Consider the following 15,773-nt stretch of genomic DNA (forward strand, 5'->3'; position numbering starts at 1 on the left):
GATGCAGACCCGAGCGATCAAGTTGTGGAGCGGCGTGCACACCTGGACCAGCCTGGTGTGCACGCTTTTCCTTTTGATGCTGTGCGTCACCGGTCTGCCGATCATCTTCCATGACGAGTTCGAGGCGGCGCTGAACCCGTCCGAATTCACCCCGGCGAATCCCGGCGCGCCGATGCTCGATCTGGACGCCATTCTGGACCGCGCGCTGGAGAACCGGCCGGGCGAGGTTCCGCTCTTCATGAGCTTCGACACCGACCGCCCGGTGGTGAACGTCACCACCGGGCCGGCGCCGGATGCGCCAGGCGGGGCGATGCATTTCGAACGCTTCGACCGCACCAGCGGGGATATCGTCTCGCCGCCGAACGACGCCGGCGGGATCATGGATTTCCTGCTGCAGCTGCACACCGACATGTTTCTGGGCATGCCCGGAAAGCTGTTTCTGGGCGCCATGGGGGTGGTGTTTATCGCCGCGGTGATCTCCGGCGCCGTGCTCTACCTGCCCTTCATGCGCAAGCACGCTTTCGGCGTGCTGCGGCTTGAAAAATCGGCGCGGATCAAGACCCTCGACTACCATAATCTGCTGGGCGCGGTGACCTTCGCCTGGGTGCTGGTGGTGGGCGGAACCGGGGTGATCAACACGCTGGACGACCAGATTTTCGGCTATTGGCGCGACACCGCCCTGGCCGATCTGGTGTCCGGCGCGGAGGCCGGGCCTGCGCCGGCGCCGGGCGAAATGGCGTCGCTGGACGCCGCGGTGCGCCGGGCTGTCGCCGAAGCGCCGGACATGACGCTGCAATTCGTGGCGTTCCCAGGCGGGACTTTCTCCACCAGCCGCCATTATGCGATCTTCCTGCACGGCGATACGCCGCTGACCGAAAATCTCATCACGCCGGTGCTGGTGGACGCGCGAACCGGAGATTTCGCAGGGCTGCGCACCATGCCCTGGTATGTGAAGGCGCTGGGCCTGTCCCGGCCTCTTCACTTTGGCGATTACGCCGGCCTGCCCCTGAAGATCCTCTGGGCGCTGCTGGACCTGGCCGCCATCGCGGTGCTGGTCACCGGCCTCTATCTTTGGGCGGCGCGCCGCTTCGGCGCCGCGCGGCGCCGCTCGGTCGAGCTGTCTGGGGTGCGCGCATGAGCGCCCGCACCGATCGCCGCAGCGCCGGCGCCGTCTTCGCCTGGCCGGGCCTCATCGCCGGTATCAGCCTGTTCGGACTGATCATCGCGTTGATCGCTGACGGCGCCGTGGACATTGCGGGCTGGCTGGCTCTCGCGGTCCCTGTGGGGGCTGTCGTCTGGGCGCGCCTGCGCCGAACCTAATCCTCGTAATCCTCAGGCTTCATTACATAGTTCAGAGCCAGGCGGCCGCCGTCGGCGTAGATGCATTCGCCGGTGACGTAGCTCGCGTCGGAGGAGGCGAGAAACCAGGTGACGCCGGCGATCTCATCGGGATCGCCCAGGCGCGCCAGCGGCGTGCGCGACAGGATGCGCTTCATGGCCGCCTTGTCGTCGGCGATGGATTTCAGGATATCGGTGTTGATGGAGCCGGGGCCCACCGCGTTCACGCGCACGCCCCAGGGCGCCAGGGCGAGGGCCATGGCCTTGGTCATCTGATTGAGCGCGCCCTTGCTGGCCGAATAGGCGAGCTGGTCAGGGATGGAGACCACGGCGTTGACCGAGCTCATGTTCACGATGGCGTAGCGCTTGCGGCATTCCTCTGCGCGCGAGCCTTCGGCCTCGATCTGCTCGACCATCTGCTTGGCGCAGGCGCGGGCCACCAGAAAGGCGCCGCGCAGATTGACGGCGAGGACCTGGTCGAAATCATCCACCGACAAATCAAGGATGTCGCCCTTGGCGAGCACGGCGGCGTTGTTGACCAGCACGTCCACGCGGTCGAAGGCCGAGCGGGTTTCGGCCATGAGATTGGCGACGGCCAGCTTGTCGGAGATGTCGCACTGAACAAAAAAGACCCGATCCTTGCCGCCGTCGAGATCCTTGGCCAGCGCTTCGCCGACCTTCTCGTTCTTGTCGGCGATGACGACGCGAAGGCCTTCCTCCACGAAACGGCGCGCGCAGGCGGCGCCGATGCCCCGGGCTCCCCCAGTGATGATGGCGACGCGATCAGATGACGGCATGAGGGTCTCCGCTGCCGGTTGTCGGGTCGCGATCAAACGCTTCGCGGCCGCCCATGTAAACGGGAGAACCGTTCTTGATGGTGGAAAGCTGGCTCGGCTTGCTCAGCCGCCGTGGACGCGCTCGTAATCGGCGGTGATCTCCGGATCGTCCGGGGCGAGCTCATGGGCGCGGGCGTAAAGCTGCGCGGCCTCTTCATTGCGGCCGAGTTGCTCCAGCGCTGCGGCGCGCGAATGGACGATGGGTCCCGATTCCGGTTCCGCCTCCACCGCCGCGTCGCAGATCTCCAGCCCGTCCGCAGCGCGGCCCGCCTGCACCAGCGCCCAGCACAGGGCGTTGAGGGCCCCGCCGTCCTCCGGCGCGATGGATACCGCCTCGCGGCCGTCGGACACGGCCTGGTCGTCGAGGCCCATTTCCACAAAAGCGGCTGACCGCCCGATCCAGGCCGAGAGATATTCGGGCTCGCTGCGCAGCGCGGTGTCGAAGGCGGCGACAGCCTCCTCGGGACGGTCCAGATCAAGATAGGCGGAGCCGGCCAGAAGCTGGGTGAAGGAGTCATCCGGCGCCGCTCTCAGCGCGCTTTCAATGTCTTCCAGCGCCTCCTGCGCCCGATCCAGCTGCATGTAGGCCATCGCCCGGTTGCGGCGTATGAGGGGATTATCCCCATCGCCGCCATTGCTCTGCACCAGGGCGAAGACCTGATTATAGCTCAGAAGCGCCGCCTCACCTTCGCCCAGGGCCAGCTGCGCCGCGCCGAGCCGGGCGCGCAGTTCGGCCTCCACCGGCCAGTCATAGAGCTGCCGGGAGAGGCAGGCCTCGAATGCGGTGACGGCGGCCTCCGGTTCGCCCGCCTGCAGCGCGGCGTAGCCGTCGGGGCACAGGCGCTGGGGCTGGGCCTGCGCCGGGCCGCCAAGGGCGAGCGCGGCCAGACCGGCGAGGGCGGCGAAGCGTACAAGAATGCGGGCAAGCGCCATGTCGGGCTCCAGGCGGTGGGTCAGGTCGCTAACGATGGTGCGTCGCACCGTGTTCGGCAATGGTGCGAACCGCGAGAGGGTTCCCAAAACGAAAAAGGCGGGCGCACATGCGCCCGCCTTCCGCCGGATTGATCGCGGGCTTATTGTCGTCGCCGCAACTGATCTATCTGCTCTTTAAGCCTGAGCTTTTGTTTTTTGAGGCTGGCCACTTGAAGCGTGTCTGAAGCGGGCGATTTCATCGCGTCTGAGATTTGAACGTCCAGGGCCTGGTGACGGGCGTCTAGCTCACGAATGCGTGCTTCAGCGGCCATATGTGCCTCCCTTGTTGAATGGGCCTAGGATTGAACCACCACTTGCGGGCGCCTGTAAATTCACAAAACGATCCGGAGTACGGACTATTTTGACTCATCGTGAACACGATATGAGAGAAGCGGTTGAACCGGCTCGGCTAATCGTCGGGGTGTCGGGAGCGTCCGGCTCGGTCTATGCGCTGCGCGTCCTGGACGCGCTGGCCGAGCTGGGGGTGGAACGCCACCTCGTGGCGTCCAAGGCCGCGGAGATGACCCTGTCCTATGAGACCGGGCTGAAACCGTCCGAGCTCTCCAGCCGCGCCGAATTCGCCTACAAGATGCCCGATGTGGGCGCGCCCATCGCGTCGGGGAGCTTTCGGACGCTGGGCATGCTGGTGGCGCCGTGCTCGGTGCGCACCATGAGCGAGATCGCCACCGGCGTGACCGGCTCGCTGCTCACCCGCGCCGCCGATGTCTGCCTGAAGGAGCGCCGGCGCCTGGTGCTGATGGTGCGCGAGACCCCGTTCCATCTGGGCCATTTGCGCACCATGACCCAGCTCACCGAGATGGGGGCGATCATCATGCCGCCCCTGCCGGCGTTCTACGCCCGCCCGAAAAGCCTTGAAGAGATGGTGGATCAGAGCGTGGGGCGCGCGCTGGACCTTTTCGGGCTGGACTGGACGCCGACGCGGCGCTGGGGCGAGGATCTGGAGCTGGGCCGGCGCCCCGGTGCGGCGCGCGGCGCCAAGCGCGAGCGTAACGAATGAGCCCGCCCGCGCGCACCGACACCGCCGATCGCGGCGCCAAGCCCGGCTTCTGGAGCTTCTCCACCGCGCTCTATTCGCGCCCAGGCGTGAAGGACGCCTGCCTCGCGCTGCAGGAGGCTGGCCTGGACGTGAACATTGCGCTCTGGATTGTCTGGACGGTGATCACCGGACGCGATCCCGGCGCGGCGCTGGGCCAGGCGATTGAACTGGGCGCCCTGTGGCGCGCCCGCGTCGTCCAGCCCCTGCGCGAGGCGCGAGACGGGCTGAAGCCGGCGCCGGACTTCATCGCGCCGGACGCCGCCGCAGCGTTTCGCAAACAAGTGCTCGCCGCCGAACTGGAGGGCGAACGCCTCCAGCAGCTGGCGCTGGCGGACCTGTCTCCGGCCTGTCCGCCGCTGTCCGGCGGCGATGTGGCCAGCCTGTGCCGAAGCCGCCTGGACGCCTACGCGTCACGGTGCGGGCCGGACGCGCCGGTAGGTGACTTTATCGAGACCGTTTTCTCGGCCGTGGAAAACGTGTAATATCCCCACCGGAAAGCTGGTTCTGCGCGCCGTCGCGACACGCAGCCGGCGTGTGTATTTGTATCTGATATCGTGCGCGCTCTTCCGCCCTGACGGCGAGGCGGCGAGCGCTGCAGACGGTTGGAGGCGAAACGGCCCATGGACGGTCAATTCGACGAAACGGCGCTCAAGCGCCGCTTGGAAGAGCTGCAGCGTGAACACCGCTCCCTCGATGACGAGGTCGGCGCTCTGACCATGTGCGGCGTCGTCGATCAGCTCAAGGTGATGCGCCTGAAGCGGCGCAAGCTGGTCCTGAAGGATCAGATCTTCCAGCTGGAAGACATGCTGAACCCCGACATCATTGCATAGATTCGCTCGGCTAGCCCGGCTGGCCCAGCTGGGAAGACAGAATCGCGCTCACCGCCCGCACCGCTTCGGCTTCGGGTAGGATGCGCTGTTGCGCCGGCCCATCGCCAAGTCCGTAGCCAGGTCCGGCGCGTATGGAGGCTGCGAACGCGGTCTCGGTGAGCGGCAGGTGGACGAAGACAATTCGGGCCGCCGCAAACCGCCTCAGGGCGTGGAAGTAAGCAAAATTGCAGACATAGCCGCCTGCATCCCGGCTGATCTCATACTCCACGTCCGCCCGCGCCAATGCGGCGAAGAGGGCGGGTAGGTCAGCGGTGGTTTCAAGCGCCTGCGGCCCGCCGTGCTCGATCACGCCGCCGTCAAAGGCCTCGCCTGACGCATCGGGGCGTCCGGGTGGGACTTGATTGCGGGCCAGAAGCTCGATGCGCACCCGCTCGGCGGCTGCGGCGAGACCCGTCATCACCACCACATCCGGCTTGTCCCGCGCCGCAGCATCCAGAGCGCCCGGCACGGCGTCGTACTGCGTGCTCAGCACAAGGGTTCGCATCCGGTCCGGCGCGGCGGCCTTGGCGATGACGGCTTCAGTGGGATTGACCGGTGCGCCGGGAAACGGGCCAAAGCCGGTCAATAGGGCGCCGGGCACTTATGCGGCGCGGATTTTGCGCGCGTACATGGCCTTGTCGGCCTCGGCCATGGCGGTCTCCACGGCTAGGCCGCGTTCCAGCGCCCGCACGCCCCAGGCCGCGCCAAGGCGCAGCGCCTCGCCCTCGTAGAGGATCGGCGTATCGGCGATGGCTTGAGCGAGTTCGGCGGCCTTGTGCTCGGCGGCGTAGGCGGGTGTCAGGGTGAGCACGACGCCGAACTCGTCGCCGCCCAGACGGCCCACGGCGTCGGTTTCGCGCACATGGGCGACCAGAAGCTCGGCGACTTTCTCAAGCGCTGCATCGCCTGCCGCGTGGCCGTGGGTGTCGTTGATCTGTTTAAAGCCGTTGAGGTCGAAATACACCAGCGCGCTCGGCGCATCGTGGCGTTCGGCCAGCGACAGCGCCTTGGACACCTCGCGCAGGAAGGCGCGGCGATTAAGCACGGGCAGGAAGACGTCACGGTCGGCCAGGGTTTCAAGATCGCGGATTTTCGCGCGCAGGGACTCTGTCTCCTTGCGCATCTGATCCACTTCTCCCATCAAGGTGAGAAGGGCGCGCTGCACGTTCGGCGTCAGTTCTGATTCCGGCACGCCCATGATGGAGGCGGTGTCGCGCGGGGCGCCGGCCTTCGACGCGGCGGAGGCCGAGCCCGCGTCGTTTGCACGCCCGGCCGGCTCGCGCCGTGCCGCCGCGCCGACCGGATCGCCGGACCGAATGCGCATGGGGCGTCTCCTTCGCCATGGTGAACGCTCCGCTAACCATGGCGCGCGGGGGTTAAAGAAGGGTTCAGGCGGCCGGCCCGGGCCTCTAGCCTTCAGGCGGCGCTCGGGCGCGGCCTGCAAACAGTGGCGCAAACACTGCTTTTTCTTGACGCCGCGCCCGCCGCGCGTAATGTGCCGCGCTTTCCAGCGCCGGAGGGGTGTCAGACCCATGGCTGAAAGCGCCAACCTCATCGCCGCCGAGCCTGTCGCCATCGTCATGGGCTCCAGGTCCGACTGGCCCACCATGAAGCACGCCGCCGATCTGCTTGATCAGCTCGGCGCGGGCTATGAGACGCGTGTGGTGAGCGCCCACCGCACCCCCGACCGGCTGGTGGAGTTCTCAAAGGCAGCCGCTGCTCGCGGCGTGCAGGTGATCATCGCGGGGGCCGGCGGTGCGGCGCACCTTCCCGGCATGGTCGCCTCCATGACCCATCTGCCCGTGCTGGGCGTCCCGGTTCAGTCAAAGGCGCTCTCCGGCCTCGACAGCCTCCTCTCCATCGTCCAGATGCCCGGCGGCGTTCCGGTGGGCACGCTGGCCATCGGCGAGGCCGGCGCGAAGAACGCCGCGATCCTGGCCGCCTCTATCCTCGGACTGAGCGATCCTGCGCTGATGGAGCGGGTGAGAGCCTATCGCGCCGCGCTCACGGAGTCCGTTCCCGACACCGTCGAGGACTAGATGACCCGCCTGACGCCCTGCTCGCGTATCGGTGTTCTCGGCGGCGGACAGCTGGGGCGCATGCTGGCGCTCGCTGGCGCGCGCCTGGGCCTGGACGTGGTGATCTTTGACCCCGAGCCCGACTGCCCGGCGAGCCGGGTCGCGGCTGAAACCATCACCGCTGATTATGACGATCTCGCCGCCGTGGCGCGGTTTGCAGAGAGCGTCGACGCGGTCACCTACGAGTTTGAAAACGTGCCGCTGGAGACCGCCCTGGAAGCAGCTCGGTACGCGCCGCTGCGGCCCGGCGCCAACGCGCTGCAGGCGGCGCAGGACCGGCTCACCGAAAAGACCTTCCTTAACGATCACGGCGCGCCCACCGTTGCGTTTCGCGCCGTGAACACCCCCGCCGACGCGCGCGCGGCGGTCCTGGCGCTGGGCGTGCCCTCCATCCTGAAGACCCGCCGCTTTGGCTATGACGGCAAAGGCCAGCAGGTGGTGCGCCGCGTGGAAGACGCCGAAGCCGCCTTTGAGGCCATTGGCGCGCGCGCCGCGATCCTGGAGGCTTTCGCCCCGTTCGAGCGCGAGCTGTCCATCCTCGCGGCCCGCTCGGTGGACGGCGTGATTGAAGCCTTTCCTTTGAGCGAGAACCGGCACGCCGACGGCATCCTTCGTGAGACGATCGCGCCGGCCGAAGCCGATGACGCGCTTCGCGCCGAGGCGCTGCGCATCGTGAACGCGCTTCTGAAGGCGCTCGATTATGTGGGCGTGCTGGCGGTGGAGCTCTTCGCGCTGGAGGACGGCCGGCTTCTGGTCAACGAGATCGCACCGCGCGTGCACAATACCGGGCACTGGACCCAGGATTCCTGCCTCACCGATCAGTTCGAGCAGCACATGCGCGCAGTGGCCGGCTGGCCGCTGGGCGATCCCGCGCCCCTGGCGCCGGCGCGCATGATCAATCTGATCGGGTCGGACGCCGACGACTGGGAGCGCTGGCTCACCGAGCCCGGAGCCGTGCTCCATCTCTACGCCAAGCGCGAGACGCGCGACGGCCGCAAGATGGGCCATGTGAACATCATCGAGCGCGGCTAGGGCGATCGTCGGCGTGCGGGCGCCAGCTTTGCTGCGCCCACGAAACCGGCTTTGAGGCCTGCAGCATTTTTCGTAGAACCGAAGCTGGAGAGCCGCTTCAGGCGTGCGCCATCAAGCGTCATCCAGCTATTTGGAAACCATGAATTTTTAATCTACATCGCAGAGAAATGCTGCGCCTGAAAAACTGCAGAATTTTCACCTGAAAAGGCGCGGGCGTCGCGCTGAGAAGCTGCAGCAAACCGGCGGGTCTAAAGCTTCCAGCCGGTGTGGATCGCGGCGATCCCGCCGGAAAGATTGTCCACCTTCACCTGCTTGAACCCGGCCTCTTCCAGTTCGGCGGCGAAGGCCGACTGGTGCGGGAAGCGGCGGATGGACTCCACCAGATACTGATAACTGTCTCGATCCTTGGCGATCTTCTCGCCGAGCACCGGGATCGCGTTGAACGACCAGGCGTCGTAGATCTTTTCCAGCATCCGCGTGGTGGGCCGGGAGAATTCCAGGCACACGAAGCGCCCGCCGCGTTTCAGCACCCGGCGCATTTCGCCTAGTGCTTTCACCCGGTCGGTGACGTTGCGGATGCCGAAGCCGATGGTGACTGCGTCCGCGCTTGCGTCGTCGAAGGGCAGGATCTCAGCGTTGGCGGTGACCCAGTCCAGCCGGTCGCGCGCGCCGCGTTTCAGGCCGGCGCGCAGCATCTGTTCATTGATGTCGGCGACCACGGCCTCGGCGAGTTCGCCGCCGCGGCGCTTCTGCATGGCGTCGGCGCGATCGAGGAAGTCGCGGGCCAGATCGCCGGTGCCGCCGGCCACGTCGATCAGACGCGCGCCCGGGCGCGGTCCGGCCTTGGTGATGGCGATTTCCTTCCACACCCGGTGCACGCCCATGCTCATGAGATCGTTCATGAGATCATAGCGGCGGGCGCTGGAATCGAAGACCTGCCGGACAAGGCCCTGCTTGTCCTGGCGGGCGACGTCCTTGAAGCCGAAGGAGACGGTGTCTTTGCTCATGGGCCGGAAACTAGATCGGGCCGGGCGCGAGCGCCAGCCTTCAGGGTGCGGCGCGCTTACGCATCGACCAGGCGGCACTCAAGGTCGGGATCCCCCGGCAAGGACAGGATCGCCGTCTCGCCCATGGCCGTGAACGCCAGGGCGGGCTCGCTGGGCGCTTCATAGCGCGTCCCGGTCTCCGCTCGGTCGCCGTCCCCGGCCCGCGTCAGGTCATAGGTGGCGCTGTCCACCACGATGCGGGCGGTCTCGGGCAGAAAGCGCGCCTCCACTTCAGTCTCGCCGCACGCGAAGGCCAGGACCTCGCTATCCGCGTAAGGGTCTGTGGAGCCCGGCGAGCGATCGCCGGCATCGTCTCCGCAAGCGGTGAGGGCGAGGGCGGAGAGGACCGCGAAGGCGGTGGCGGGAGGGGAGATGCGCATGGAGAAATGGCCTTCTCTGCCGGAAGCTCGCAGACTGGAGCCCGGGTTATAACGCCCGATCAGCCTTGCGGGTTCACCGCCTCTATCCGGTCGCGTCCGGTGACATAGGTGAAGATGGAGAACCCGGCCGTTTCGCGCCAGCTTTCGGCTCGGCCGTAAAACGCGAGCATCAAATCGTCTCCCGGCGGCGCGAAGGCGTTGATGCGAAAGGCGCAAGCCTCGGCCAGCGTCATCTCGCCCACCGCGCGCGCCGGATCGTCCATGGCGCACAGGAGCTTCACATCGGCCCGGCCCTGGGCGAGCCGGTCGGCGGCGCCGGAAAGGGCCCGCCATCCGCCGCGCCAGGGACATTCGGCGATCAGGGGCTGCGCGATCAAGGCGGAGCCGTCCTCTGCATAGATCCGCCAGGCGATGTCATAGAGCGGATGCGCCGCGGCCATGACGGGGCCGTCCTTGAGCATGGAGGGAAAGCGCCAGCGCGCCGCCACGGCGTGACAGCGCGCGTGATCGGGCTCCAGACTGTCAGCGACGGCGCCGCGCAGCTCCCGCGCGATCTGGTCGGTCCAGGGATTGTCGCGAGCGTCATAGAGGGCGGGATGATCCGCGCCGGCGCGCCGCTCCGCCGTGGCGTGCAGAGCGCGCACGGCCAGACCGGCCGCCGTCTCGGCGCCCTTCGGGCTCGCGCCGTCGCGCGCCATCGCTAGAGTTCCCCTCGAACCAAGTTCATGGGGGAAGGGTGATGCCTGAATTGCCGGAAGTCGAGACCGTGCGCAGGGGTTTGCAACCGGCCATGGCCGGGCGTCGCATTTTGGCCGCACGGGCGAACCGGCCCGATCTGCGCTTTCCCCTGCCAGCCCAGTTCGAGGCGCGGCTTACCGGCACGATGGTGGAGCGCATTGACCGAAGGGCGAAATACCTGCTGGTTCGGCTGGGCTCCAGCGAAACCCTTCTCATGCATCTGGGGATGTCCGGCCGGTTTTCCATCGAAGCCGAAGATGTAAAGCGCCAGCCCGGCGATTTCGTCTACGCGCCGGCGGCGAACCCCAGGCACGACCATGTCGTCTTCCAGATGGAGGGCGGGGTTCAAGTCACCTATAACGATCCGCGCCGGTTTGGATTCATGGATCTGTTCGCCACCGCCGATGAGGGCGCCAACGCCTATCTGAAGGATCTCGGGCCGGAGCCGGACTCCAACGGCTTTTCCTCGGCTGCGCTCGCGGAGGCTTTCGCGGGCCGCAGGAGCCCGGTGAAGGCCGGGCTGCTCGACCAGACCGTGGTGGCGGGGCTGGGCAATATCTATGTCTGTGAAGCGCTGTGGCGCGCCCGGATATCCCCGCGCCGGCTATGCAGCTCCATCCGCGGCGCCCGCGCGGAGCGCCTTGCGCCGGCGGTGCGCAGCGTCATCGCCGAGGCCATCGAGGCCGGCGGCTCCACCCTGCGCGACTATGCCGGCGCGGACGGCGCCATGGGTTATTTCCAACACAGCTTCGACGCCTATGGCCGGGAGGGCGAGGCGTGCAAACGCGATGACGGCGGGGTCATCACCCGCATTGTCCAGTCGGCCCGCTCCACCTTCTTCTGCCCTAAATGCCAGCGCTGACAAAGATTTAGACGAAGTATGAAAGTTTATACATATTTGTAATATTGTTGTAGACTAACAACAAATGATCGGGCATAACGATAGCGCTCGCCAGGAGAGGCGGGTGGACACGAAGTTGCATCATGGCTGATATCGTCGCCGCTCTGATCGTCGTTGCGATCGCGCTCTGGGGCGGCCATCAAACAATCACAAGATCACGCTGTAACAGGTCCGCACCGGATCGCAACTAGACCCGCACCGCTAAGGAATACGAGGGACATGCAATGAAAAAGCTTCTCAAAACCACCGCCGCGCTCGCTGCCGGACTGCTCGCGGGGCTCAGCCTCGCCGGCGCCGTCCACGCCCAGACCGACTACGCCGCCATCGAGGCGAACCCGGCCCTGTGGTCGATCTCCGACGAAGATTCCACCGTCTATCTTTTCGGCACCGTCCACATCCTGCCGCCAGAGCTGACCTGGCGCACCCCGGCCGTGGACGCGGCCCTGGACGAGTCCGGGATCGTCTACCTGGAGGCGGATGTCTCGTCGCCGGAAGCGCAAACGCAGATGCAGGCGCTGATCCCCCAGCTCGGCCTCAATGAGGAGGGCGTGACGCTGAGCTCGCTGATCAGCGATGAGGCGCAGGCCCACATGGCCACGATCGCCGAGCGCCTGGGCGCGCCGCCCGAAGCGCTGGCGGCCCAGATGGATCCGCTCAAGCCGTGGCTCGCCAGCGTCAGCATCGCCGTGCTGCAGATCCAGGCCGGCGGCTATGATCCGATGTCGGGCGTTGAATACAAGCTCACCGCCGACGCTATGGAGGCCGGGAAGGAATTCGGCTATTTCGAAACCGCCGAGGAGCAGCTGGGCTATCTCGCCGGCCTGCCCATGGAGACCCAGATCGCCGATTTTGAAGTCGGGATCGCCCAGATGGCCGAAGATCCCGACATGCTGAGCGAGCTGGTTCAGGCCTGGGCCGCCGGCGACATGGACACGCTGGACCGGGTGTTCAACGAGGACATGCGCGACGCCTCCGCCGAGCTGTACGAAGCGCTCATCGTCCAGCGCAATCGCAACTGGATCCCCCAGATTGAGGCCGCGCTGGCCACCGAACAGAACGCTTTCGTCGCCGTCGGCGCCGGCCACATGCCCGGCGAGACCGGCGTGATCGCCCTGCTGGAGGCGAACGGCCATACGGTCACGCGCCACTAGGCGTTCGCGAAGGCCGTACGCCGGCCTGAATGGGCCCGCGCCTGGGTGTCGACCCCGGCGCGGGCTTCGTGTATAGCGGCGCGCGTTTGTCGTTTCCCAGCGCGCGCCCCGGCTCATCAAGGCGCGCCCCAGACCGCTTGGAGGGCCGCATGGCCTACAACACCATTCAGACCAAGACTGAAGGGCGCGTCGGCGTCATCACCCTGGACCGTCCGGCCGCGCTCAACGCGCTGTGCGACGAGCTCACCACCGAGCTCACCGCCGCTCTCGCCGCGTTCGAGAAGGACGAAGAAATCGGCTGCGTGGTGCTGACCGGTTCGGCCAAGGCCTTCGCGGCCGGCGCCGACATCAAGGAGCTCCAGGAAAAGGACTTCATGTCGCTCTACAAGCACGATCCGTTCGCGGAGACGTGGGAGAGCGTGGCCCGGTTTCGCAAGCCCATCATCGCCGCTGTGTCCGGCTACGCCCTGGGCGGCGGCTGCGAGATCGCCATGATGTGCGATTTCATCATCGCCGCCGAGACCGCCAAGTTCGGTCAGCCCGAGATCAATCTCGGCGTCATGCCGGGCGCGGGCGGCACCCAGCGCCTGCCGCGCGCGGTCGGCAAGGCGAAAGCCATGGATATGTGCCTGACAGGGCGCATGATGGGAGCCGAAGAGGCCGAACGCGCCGGGCTGGTGAGCCGGGTCGTTCCGGCCGACGAGCTGATGGACACCGCCATGGAGGCGGCGTCCTCCATCGCCTCGAAATCGCTTCCGATCGCCATGATGGCGAAAGAGTCCATCAACATGGCGTTCGAGATGGGCCTGACCGAGGGCGTGCGCTTCGAGCGGCGCGTTTTCCAGTCCCAGTTCGCCACCGAAGACCAGAGCGAGGGCATGTCCGCTTTCGCTGATAAAAGAGCGGCGCATTTCAAGCATCGCTAGGCCGTTTCAGCCGATCGCGGTTGACGCCCCGTCCGCCGGGAGCTATACGCCGCGCCTTATCGAATTTTCCAGCCAGCGCCATGTCGGGCCGCCGGCGTGAACGAGAGAGCTTGAAGACACATGGCGAATACTCGCTCGGCGAAAAAAATGGCGCGCAAGATTGAGCGCCGCACCGCGCTCAACAAGGGCCGCCGCACCCGCATGCGCACCTATGTGCGCAAGCTCAACGAGGCGGTCGCCGCGGGCGACCAGGATCAGGCGCGGACCGCGCTGAAAACCGCCGAGTCCGAGGTGATGAAAGCGGTGTCCAAAGGCGTGATCCACAAGAACACCGGATCCCGGACGGTTTCGCGCCTCTCCGCGCGCGTCAAGTCGATGACGGCTCAGTAAAATTCCATCCTGAAACGGATGAAACGTCGAAACGCCCGCAGCGTCTGCTGCGGGCGTTTTCTTTGTGTCGCGCCCGTCGGACAAAGGTCTGAATTTCTTTACTATAAAGGCGAGCTGAGCCATCCTGGCACAGGGAGAGAGCCCTGTTCGCGAGTCCGATTTAGGACCCGAGTACAAGCGAAAATATCGGTGAAATTTTTTTCATCGCGCAAACGCCCAAGCTGCTTTGTGAATCATTCTGTCAAGCTCTGAATCGGGCGATTTGCGTGGTTAATGGTGTTGATTCGCCTGAGCGCCGGAGTAACCTGTCCACATCGACGACAGCCATCTCCATACGGACTGAAAAATCCATCGGGACGCTTGATATATGCGTTTCCCGGTGCGGGATGACTGCGTTCAAAATCAGAGACTTGACCGCATCCTGAAGGATGAGGCGAACCACGAAGGTTGGGGTTCCATGGGGCATGAATATCGAGCATCAACAGCGTTTCGCTATGAGGCCGGCGCCATGACCGGAGGTCAGACGGCCGTGGGGATCTGGCGCGATGTCCGCGCCACCCTTCGCAAGGAATTCGGCGATACCGTTTATGCTTCCGAAATCGCGCGCCTGCGGGTGATGGAAGACGAAGAGGGCCGTGTCTTCGTGATCTGTCCCAATGAGTTCAGCCGGTCGTGGATCGAGGATCAACTCGGCGTCCGTCTGCGCGCCCTGTGGGCGTCGGCCGAGGCGTCGCCCCGCGACATCTTCATCGCCACCGAGCAGGGCATGGCCGCCGCCGTACGCCGCGCCGAGCCGGCCACCACCGGCGCCGGGCGCAGCGAGCTTATCTCCCAGGCCTCGCCGTCGGCGCTCCAGCCCGGCTCGCAATCCGGCTCGCACGCCGCGCCCGAGGCGAAAGAAGCGCGCTTCACCTTCGACACCTTCATGGTGGGTTCAGCCAACATCATGGCCGCCACCGCCGCAAAGGCTGTGGCCGGCGCCCGCACGCCGCCCTTCAACCCGGTCTTCTTTCACGGCGATTACGGCGTGGGTAAAACCCATCTGTTGGCCGCGATCGCCCATGCGGTGGAGCTGGGCGAGTCCCGGCGCAAGGCGCTGTGCCTCACTGCCGAAGAATTCCTCAACGGCTTCCAGTCGGCCCTGCGCGCCAAAGACACCCGCCCGTTCAAGGAACTGATGCGCGATTGCGACGTGCTGCTGATCGACGACGTCCACTTCATCGCCGGCAAGCCTGCGACCGAGCTGGAGTTTCTGCAGACGATCAATGCGCTGATGGCCGCCGACAAGCAGGTCGTTCTGGCCAGCTATTGCGCGCCCGGTGATCTGAACGTCTCTGATCGGCGGCTGAAGGATATTCTGTCGGGCGGCTTCCACTGCCCGCTTTCCGGGCCGGATCTGGATCTGCGCCGCAAGATCATCGACTGCAAGATCGCCCAGGCCCGGCGCCATTGCCCGGATCTTGAAGTGCCCGAACAGGTGCGCGACTTCCTGGCCGCGCGGGTGACCAGCTCGGCGCGTGAGCTGGAAGGCGTGCTCAACAATATCATCGTGCGCACCGCACTGCTGAATCGGGCGGTGACGCTGGAGACGGTCGAAGAGGCGCTCGGGGAGCTGCCCGTGCGCAGTGAGAAGCGCGTCACCGTCGACGACATCCAGAAGACGACGGCGAGCTATTTCGACATTGCGGTGGACGACATCCTGTCCAAGCGCCGGACCAAGACGGTGGTCCGCCCGCGCCATATCGCGATGTATCTGGCCAAGACCATGACCACGCGCTCGCTGCCCGATATCGGCCGGCGCTTTGGCGGGCGCGACCATTCCACGGTGATCCATGCGGTGAACAAGGTCTCGTGCGCCCTGTCCACCGATGCGGCTCTGGCCGAGGATGTGGACGCTCTACGGCGCCGTTTGCGCGGCTGATCGCTGTTTTTTCACCCCCTCTGAGAGATCGGCCGCAAGAGACCCCTTCTTGCGGCCGATTTTTTTGGTTTAGAGTGTGGGGCTTTTAGAATTCAGGCGATTCCCATTCGGTCGATTCGCTTCATCAAGGCAGGCAAA

General features: G+C 66.1%; 20 protein-coding genes. 12 read left to right on the forward strand and 8 right to left on the reverse strand.

The features are described 5' to 3' along the window. The first annotated feature begins 1 nt into the window (after window position 1). Complete coding sequence (locus ACWCOP_RS02335; protein WP_478249614.1) at window positions 2-1,138, forward strand: PepSY-associated TM helix domain-containing protein; 1,137 nt, start codon at window positions 2-4, stop codon at window positions 1,136-1,138. After that, entirely contained in the window at window positions 1,135-1,320 is a 186-nt protein-coding gene (locus ACWCOP_RS02340) for a hypothetical protein (protein ID WP_478249615.1), read from the forward strand. The genes ACWCOP_RS02335 and ACWCOP_RS02340 overlap by 4 nt, the downstream gene beginning before the upstream one ends. Here the strand turns inward: ACWCOP_RS02340 and ACWCOP_RS02345 are convergent. The 3 genes from ACWCOP_RS02345 to ACWCOP_RS02355 all read right to left on the reverse strand — a co-directional run bounded on the left by ACWCOP_RS02345 (window position 1,317) and on the right by ACWCOP_RS02355 (window position 3,418). Next, a complete protein-coding gene (locus ACWCOP_RS02345; RefSeq protein WP_478249616.1) occupies window positions 1,317-2,135 on the reverse strand; it encodes an SDR family NAD(P)-dependent oxidoreductase in 819 nt (272 codons plus the stop codon). The genes ACWCOP_RS02340 and ACWCOP_RS02345 overlap by 4 nt on opposite strands. A gap of 102 nt (window positions 2,136-2,237) precedes the next feature. Next, entirely contained in the window at window positions 2,238-3,107 is an 870-nt protein-coding gene (locus ACWCOP_RS02350) for a tetratricopeptide repeat protein (protein ID WP_478249617.1), read from the reverse strand. Window positions 3,108-3,247: 140 nt separating this feature from the next. Beyond that, window positions 3,248-3,418, reverse strand: coding sequence for a YdcH family protein (locus ACWCOP_RS02355; protein ID WP_478249618.1), 171 nt, complete (start codon window positions 3,416-3,418; stop codon window positions 3,248-3,250). Window positions 3,419-3,528: 110 nt separating this feature from the next. Here ACWCOP_RS02355 and ACWCOP_RS02360 point away from each other — a divergent pair, with 110 nt between their 5' ends. The 3 genes from ACWCOP_RS02360 (at window position 3,529) to ACWCOP_RS02370 (ending at window position 5,033) form a co-directional block, all read left to right on the forward strand. After that, window positions 3,529-4,164, forward strand: coding sequence for a UbiX family flavin prenyltransferase (locus ACWCOP_RS02360; RefSeq protein ID WP_478249619.1), 636 nt, complete (start codon window positions 3,529-3,531; stop codon window positions 4,162-4,164). After that, complete coding sequence (locus ACWCOP_RS02365) at window positions 4,161-4,685, forward strand: TIGR02444 family protein (RefSeq protein WP_478249620.1); 525 nt, start codon at window positions 4,161-4,163, stop codon at window positions 4,683-4,685. Before ACWCOP_RS02360 ends, ACWCOP_RS02365 begins: the two co-directional genes overlap by 4 nt. Before the next feature lie 138 nt (window positions 4,686-4,823). Continuing rightward, window positions 4,824-5,033 carry a YdcH family protein gene (locus ACWCOP_RS02370; RefSeq protein ID WP_478249621.1) on the forward strand — a complete coding sequence of 70 codons (210 nt, stop codon included), beginning with the start codon at window positions 4,824-4,826 and terminating at the stop codon, window positions 5,031-5,033. 10 nt (window positions 5,034-5,043) lie between these two features. On the opposite strand, the gene ACWCOP_RS02375 is transcribed toward ACWCOP_RS02370, so the two are convergent. Together ACWCOP_RS02375 and ACWCOP_RS02380 are read right to left on the reverse strand one after the other, a co-directional pair. Then, a complete protein-coding gene (locus ACWCOP_RS02375) occupies window positions 5,044-5,658 on the reverse strand; it encodes a pyroglutamyl-peptidase I (RefSeq protein ID WP_478249622.1) in 615 nt (204 codons plus the stop codon). A gap of 15 nt (window positions 5,659-5,673) precedes the next feature. Continuing rightward, window positions 5,674-6,396, reverse strand: a complete 723-nt coding sequence (locus ACWCOP_RS02380) for a GGDEF domain-containing protein (RefSeq protein WP_478249623.1) — start codon at window positions 6,394-6,396, stop codon at window positions 5,674-5,676. 208 nt (window positions 6,397-6,604) lie between these two features. Between ACWCOP_RS02380 and purE the strand changes: the two genes are divergently transcribed. Together purE and ACWCOP_RS02390 are read left to right on the forward strand one after the other, a co-directional pair. Beyond that, window positions 6,605-7,111 carry a 5-(carboxyamino)imidazole ribonucleotide mutase gene (gene purE / locus ACWCOP_RS02385; protein ID WP_478249624.1) on the forward strand — a complete coding sequence of 169 codons (507 nt, stop codon included), beginning with the start codon at window positions 6,605-6,607 and terminating at the stop codon, window positions 7,109-7,111. Next, window positions 7,112-8,182, forward strand: a complete 1,071-nt coding sequence (locus ACWCOP_RS02390) for a 5-(carboxyamino)imidazole ribonucleotide synthase (RefSeq protein WP_478249625.1) — start codon at window positions 7,112-7,114, stop codon at window positions 8,180-8,182. A gap of 248 nt (window positions 8,183-8,430) precedes the next feature. Here ACWCOP_RS02390 and ubiE read toward each other — a convergent pair whose 3' ends face one another. From ubiE to ACWCOP_RS02405, 3 genes are read right to left on the reverse strand one after another with little or no spacing between them, the layout of a single operon-like run. Further along, window positions 8,431-9,189, reverse strand: a complete 759-nt coding sequence (gene ubiE, locus ACWCOP_RS02395; RefSeq protein ID WP_478249626.1) for a bifunctional demethylmenaquinone methyltransferase/2-methoxy-6-polyprenyl-1,4-benzoquinol methylase UbiE — start codon at window positions 9,187-9,189, stop codon at window positions 8,431-8,433. Window positions 9,190-9,245: 56 nt separating this feature from the next. Then, window positions 9,246-9,608 (reverse strand): hypothetical protein, encoded by a 363-nt coding sequence (locus tag ACWCOP_RS02400; RefSeq protein ID WP_478249627.1) that lies wholly within the window; start codon window positions 9,606-9,608, stop codon window positions 9,246-9,248. Window positions 9,609-9,667: 59 nt separating this feature from the next. Further along, window positions 9,668-10,306, reverse strand: a complete 639-nt coding sequence (locus tag ACWCOP_RS02405) for a hypothetical protein (RefSeq protein WP_478249628.1) — start codon at window positions 10,304-10,306, stop codon at window positions 9,668-9,670. A 41-nt stretch (window positions 10,307-10,347) separates the two neighbouring features. Here ACWCOP_RS02405 and mutM point away from each other — a divergent pair, with 41 nt between their 5' ends. The 5 genes from mutM to dnaA all read left to right on the forward strand — a co-directional run bounded on the left by mutM (window position 10,348) and on the right by dnaA (window position 15,635). Further along, window positions 10,348-11,208: a bifunctional DNA-formamidopyrimidine glycosylase/DNA-(apurinic or apyrimidinic site) lyase gene (gene mutM, locus ACWCOP_RS02410; RefSeq protein ID WP_478249629.1), complete on the forward strand. Its 861-nt coding sequence runs from the start codon at window positions 10,348-10,350 to the stop codon at window positions 11,206-11,208. Between the two features lie 263 nt (window positions 11,209-11,471). Next, on the forward strand, window positions 11,472-12,398 hold the full coding sequence (locus ACWCOP_RS02415) for a TraB/GumN family protein (RefSeq protein WP_478249630.1): 927 nt from the start codon (window positions 11,472-11,474) through the stop codon (window positions 12,396-12,398). Window positions 12,399-12,547: 149 nt separating this feature from the next. Further along, entirely contained in the window at window positions 12,548-13,324 is a 777-nt protein-coding gene (locus tag ACWCOP_RS02420; RefSeq protein WP_478249631.1) for an enoyl-CoA hydratase, read from the forward strand. A 120-nt stretch (window positions 13,325-13,444) separates the two neighbouring features. Next, window positions 13,445-13,714 carry a 30S ribosomal protein S20 gene (gene rpsT, locus ACWCOP_RS02425; protein ID WP_478249632.1) on the forward strand — a complete coding sequence of 90 codons (270 nt, stop codon included), beginning with the start codon at window positions 13,445-13,447 and terminating at the stop codon, window positions 13,712-13,714. A 457-nt stretch (window positions 13,715-14,171) separates the two neighbouring features. Then, complete coding sequence (gene dnaA / locus ACWCOP_RS02430; protein ID WP_478249633.1) at window positions 14,172-15,635, forward strand: chromosomal replication initiator protein DnaA; 1,464 nt, start codon at window positions 14,172-14,174, stop codon at window positions 15,633-15,635. Window positions 15,636-15,773 lie beyond the last annotated feature (138 nt).

Source organism: Apolloniradiicaulis salifontis, assembly GCF_053756655.1.

Coding starts and splice junctions, on each gene's coding strand:
- ACWCOP_RS02335 (WP_478249614.1), top strand. CDS start 2: ATGCAGACCCGAGCGATCAAGTTGTGGAGCGGCGTGCACACCTGGACC.
- ACWCOP_RS02340 (WP_478249615.1), top strand. CDS start 1,135: ATGAGCGCCCGCACCGATCGCCGCAGCGCCGGCGCCGTCTTCGCCTGG.
- ACWCOP_RS02345 (WP_478249616.1), bottom strand. CDS start 2,135: ATGCCGTCATCTGATCGCGTCGCCATCATCACTGGGGGAGCCCGGGGC.
- ACWCOP_RS02350 (WP_478249617.1), bottom strand. CDS start 3,107: ATGGCGCTTGCCCGCATTCTTGTACGCTTCGCCGCCCTCGCCGGTCTG.
- ACWCOP_RS02355 (WP_478249618.1), bottom strand. CDS start 3,418: ATGGCCGCTGAAGCACGCATTCGTGAGCTAGACGCCCGTCACCAGGCC.
- ACWCOP_RS02360 (WP_478249619.1), top strand. CDS start 3,529: ATGAGAGAAGCGGTTGAACCGGCTCGGCTAATCGTCGGGGTGTCGGGA.
- ACWCOP_RS02365 (WP_478249620.1), top strand. CDS start 4,161: ATGAGCCCGCCCGCGCGCACCGACACCGCCGATCGCGGCGCCAAGCCC.
- ACWCOP_RS02370 (WP_478249621.1), top strand. CDS start 4,824: ATGGACGGTCAATTCGACGAAACGGCGCTCAAGCGCCGCTTGGAAGAG.
- ACWCOP_RS02380 (WP_478249623.1), bottom strand. CDS start 6,396: ATGCGCATTCGGTCCGGCGATCCGGTCGGCGCGGCGGCACGGCGCGAG.
- purE (WP_478249624.1), top strand. CDS start 6,605: ATGGCTGAAAGCGCCAACCTCATCGCCGCCGAGCCTGTCGCCATCGTC.
- ACWCOP_RS02390 (WP_478249625.1), top strand. CDS start 7,112: ATGACCCGCCTGACGCCCTGCTCGCGTATCGGTGTTCTCGGCGGCGGA.
- ubiE (WP_478249626.1), bottom strand. CDS start 9,189: ATGAGCAAAGACACCGTCTCCTTCGGCTTCAAGGACGTCGCCCGCCAG.
- ACWCOP_RS02400 (WP_478249627.1), bottom strand. CDS start 9,608: ATGCGCATCTCCCCTCCCGCCACCGCCTTCGCGGTCCTCTCCGCCCTC.
- ACWCOP_RS02405 (WP_478249628.1), bottom strand. CDS start 10,306: ATGGCGCGCGACGGCGCGAGCCCGAAGGGCGCCGAGACGGCGGCCGGT.
- mutM (WP_478249629.1), top strand. CDS start 10,348: ATGCCTGAATTGCCGGAAGTCGAGACCGTGCGCAGGGGTTTGCAACCG.
- ACWCOP_RS02415 (WP_478249630.1), top strand. CDS start 11,472: ATGAAAAAGCTTCTCAAAACCACCGCCGCGCTCGCTGCCGGACTGCTC.
- ACWCOP_RS02420 (WP_478249631.1), top strand. CDS start 12,548: ATGGCCTACAACACCATTCAGACCAAGACTGAAGGGCGCGTCGGCGTC.
- rpsT (WP_478249632.1), top strand. CDS start 13,445: ATGGCGAATACTCGCTCGGCGAAAAAAATGGCGCGCAAGATTGAGCGC.
- dnaA (WP_478249633.1), top strand. CDS start 14,172: ATGGGGCATGAATATCGAGCATCAACAGCGTTTCGCTATGAGGCCGGC.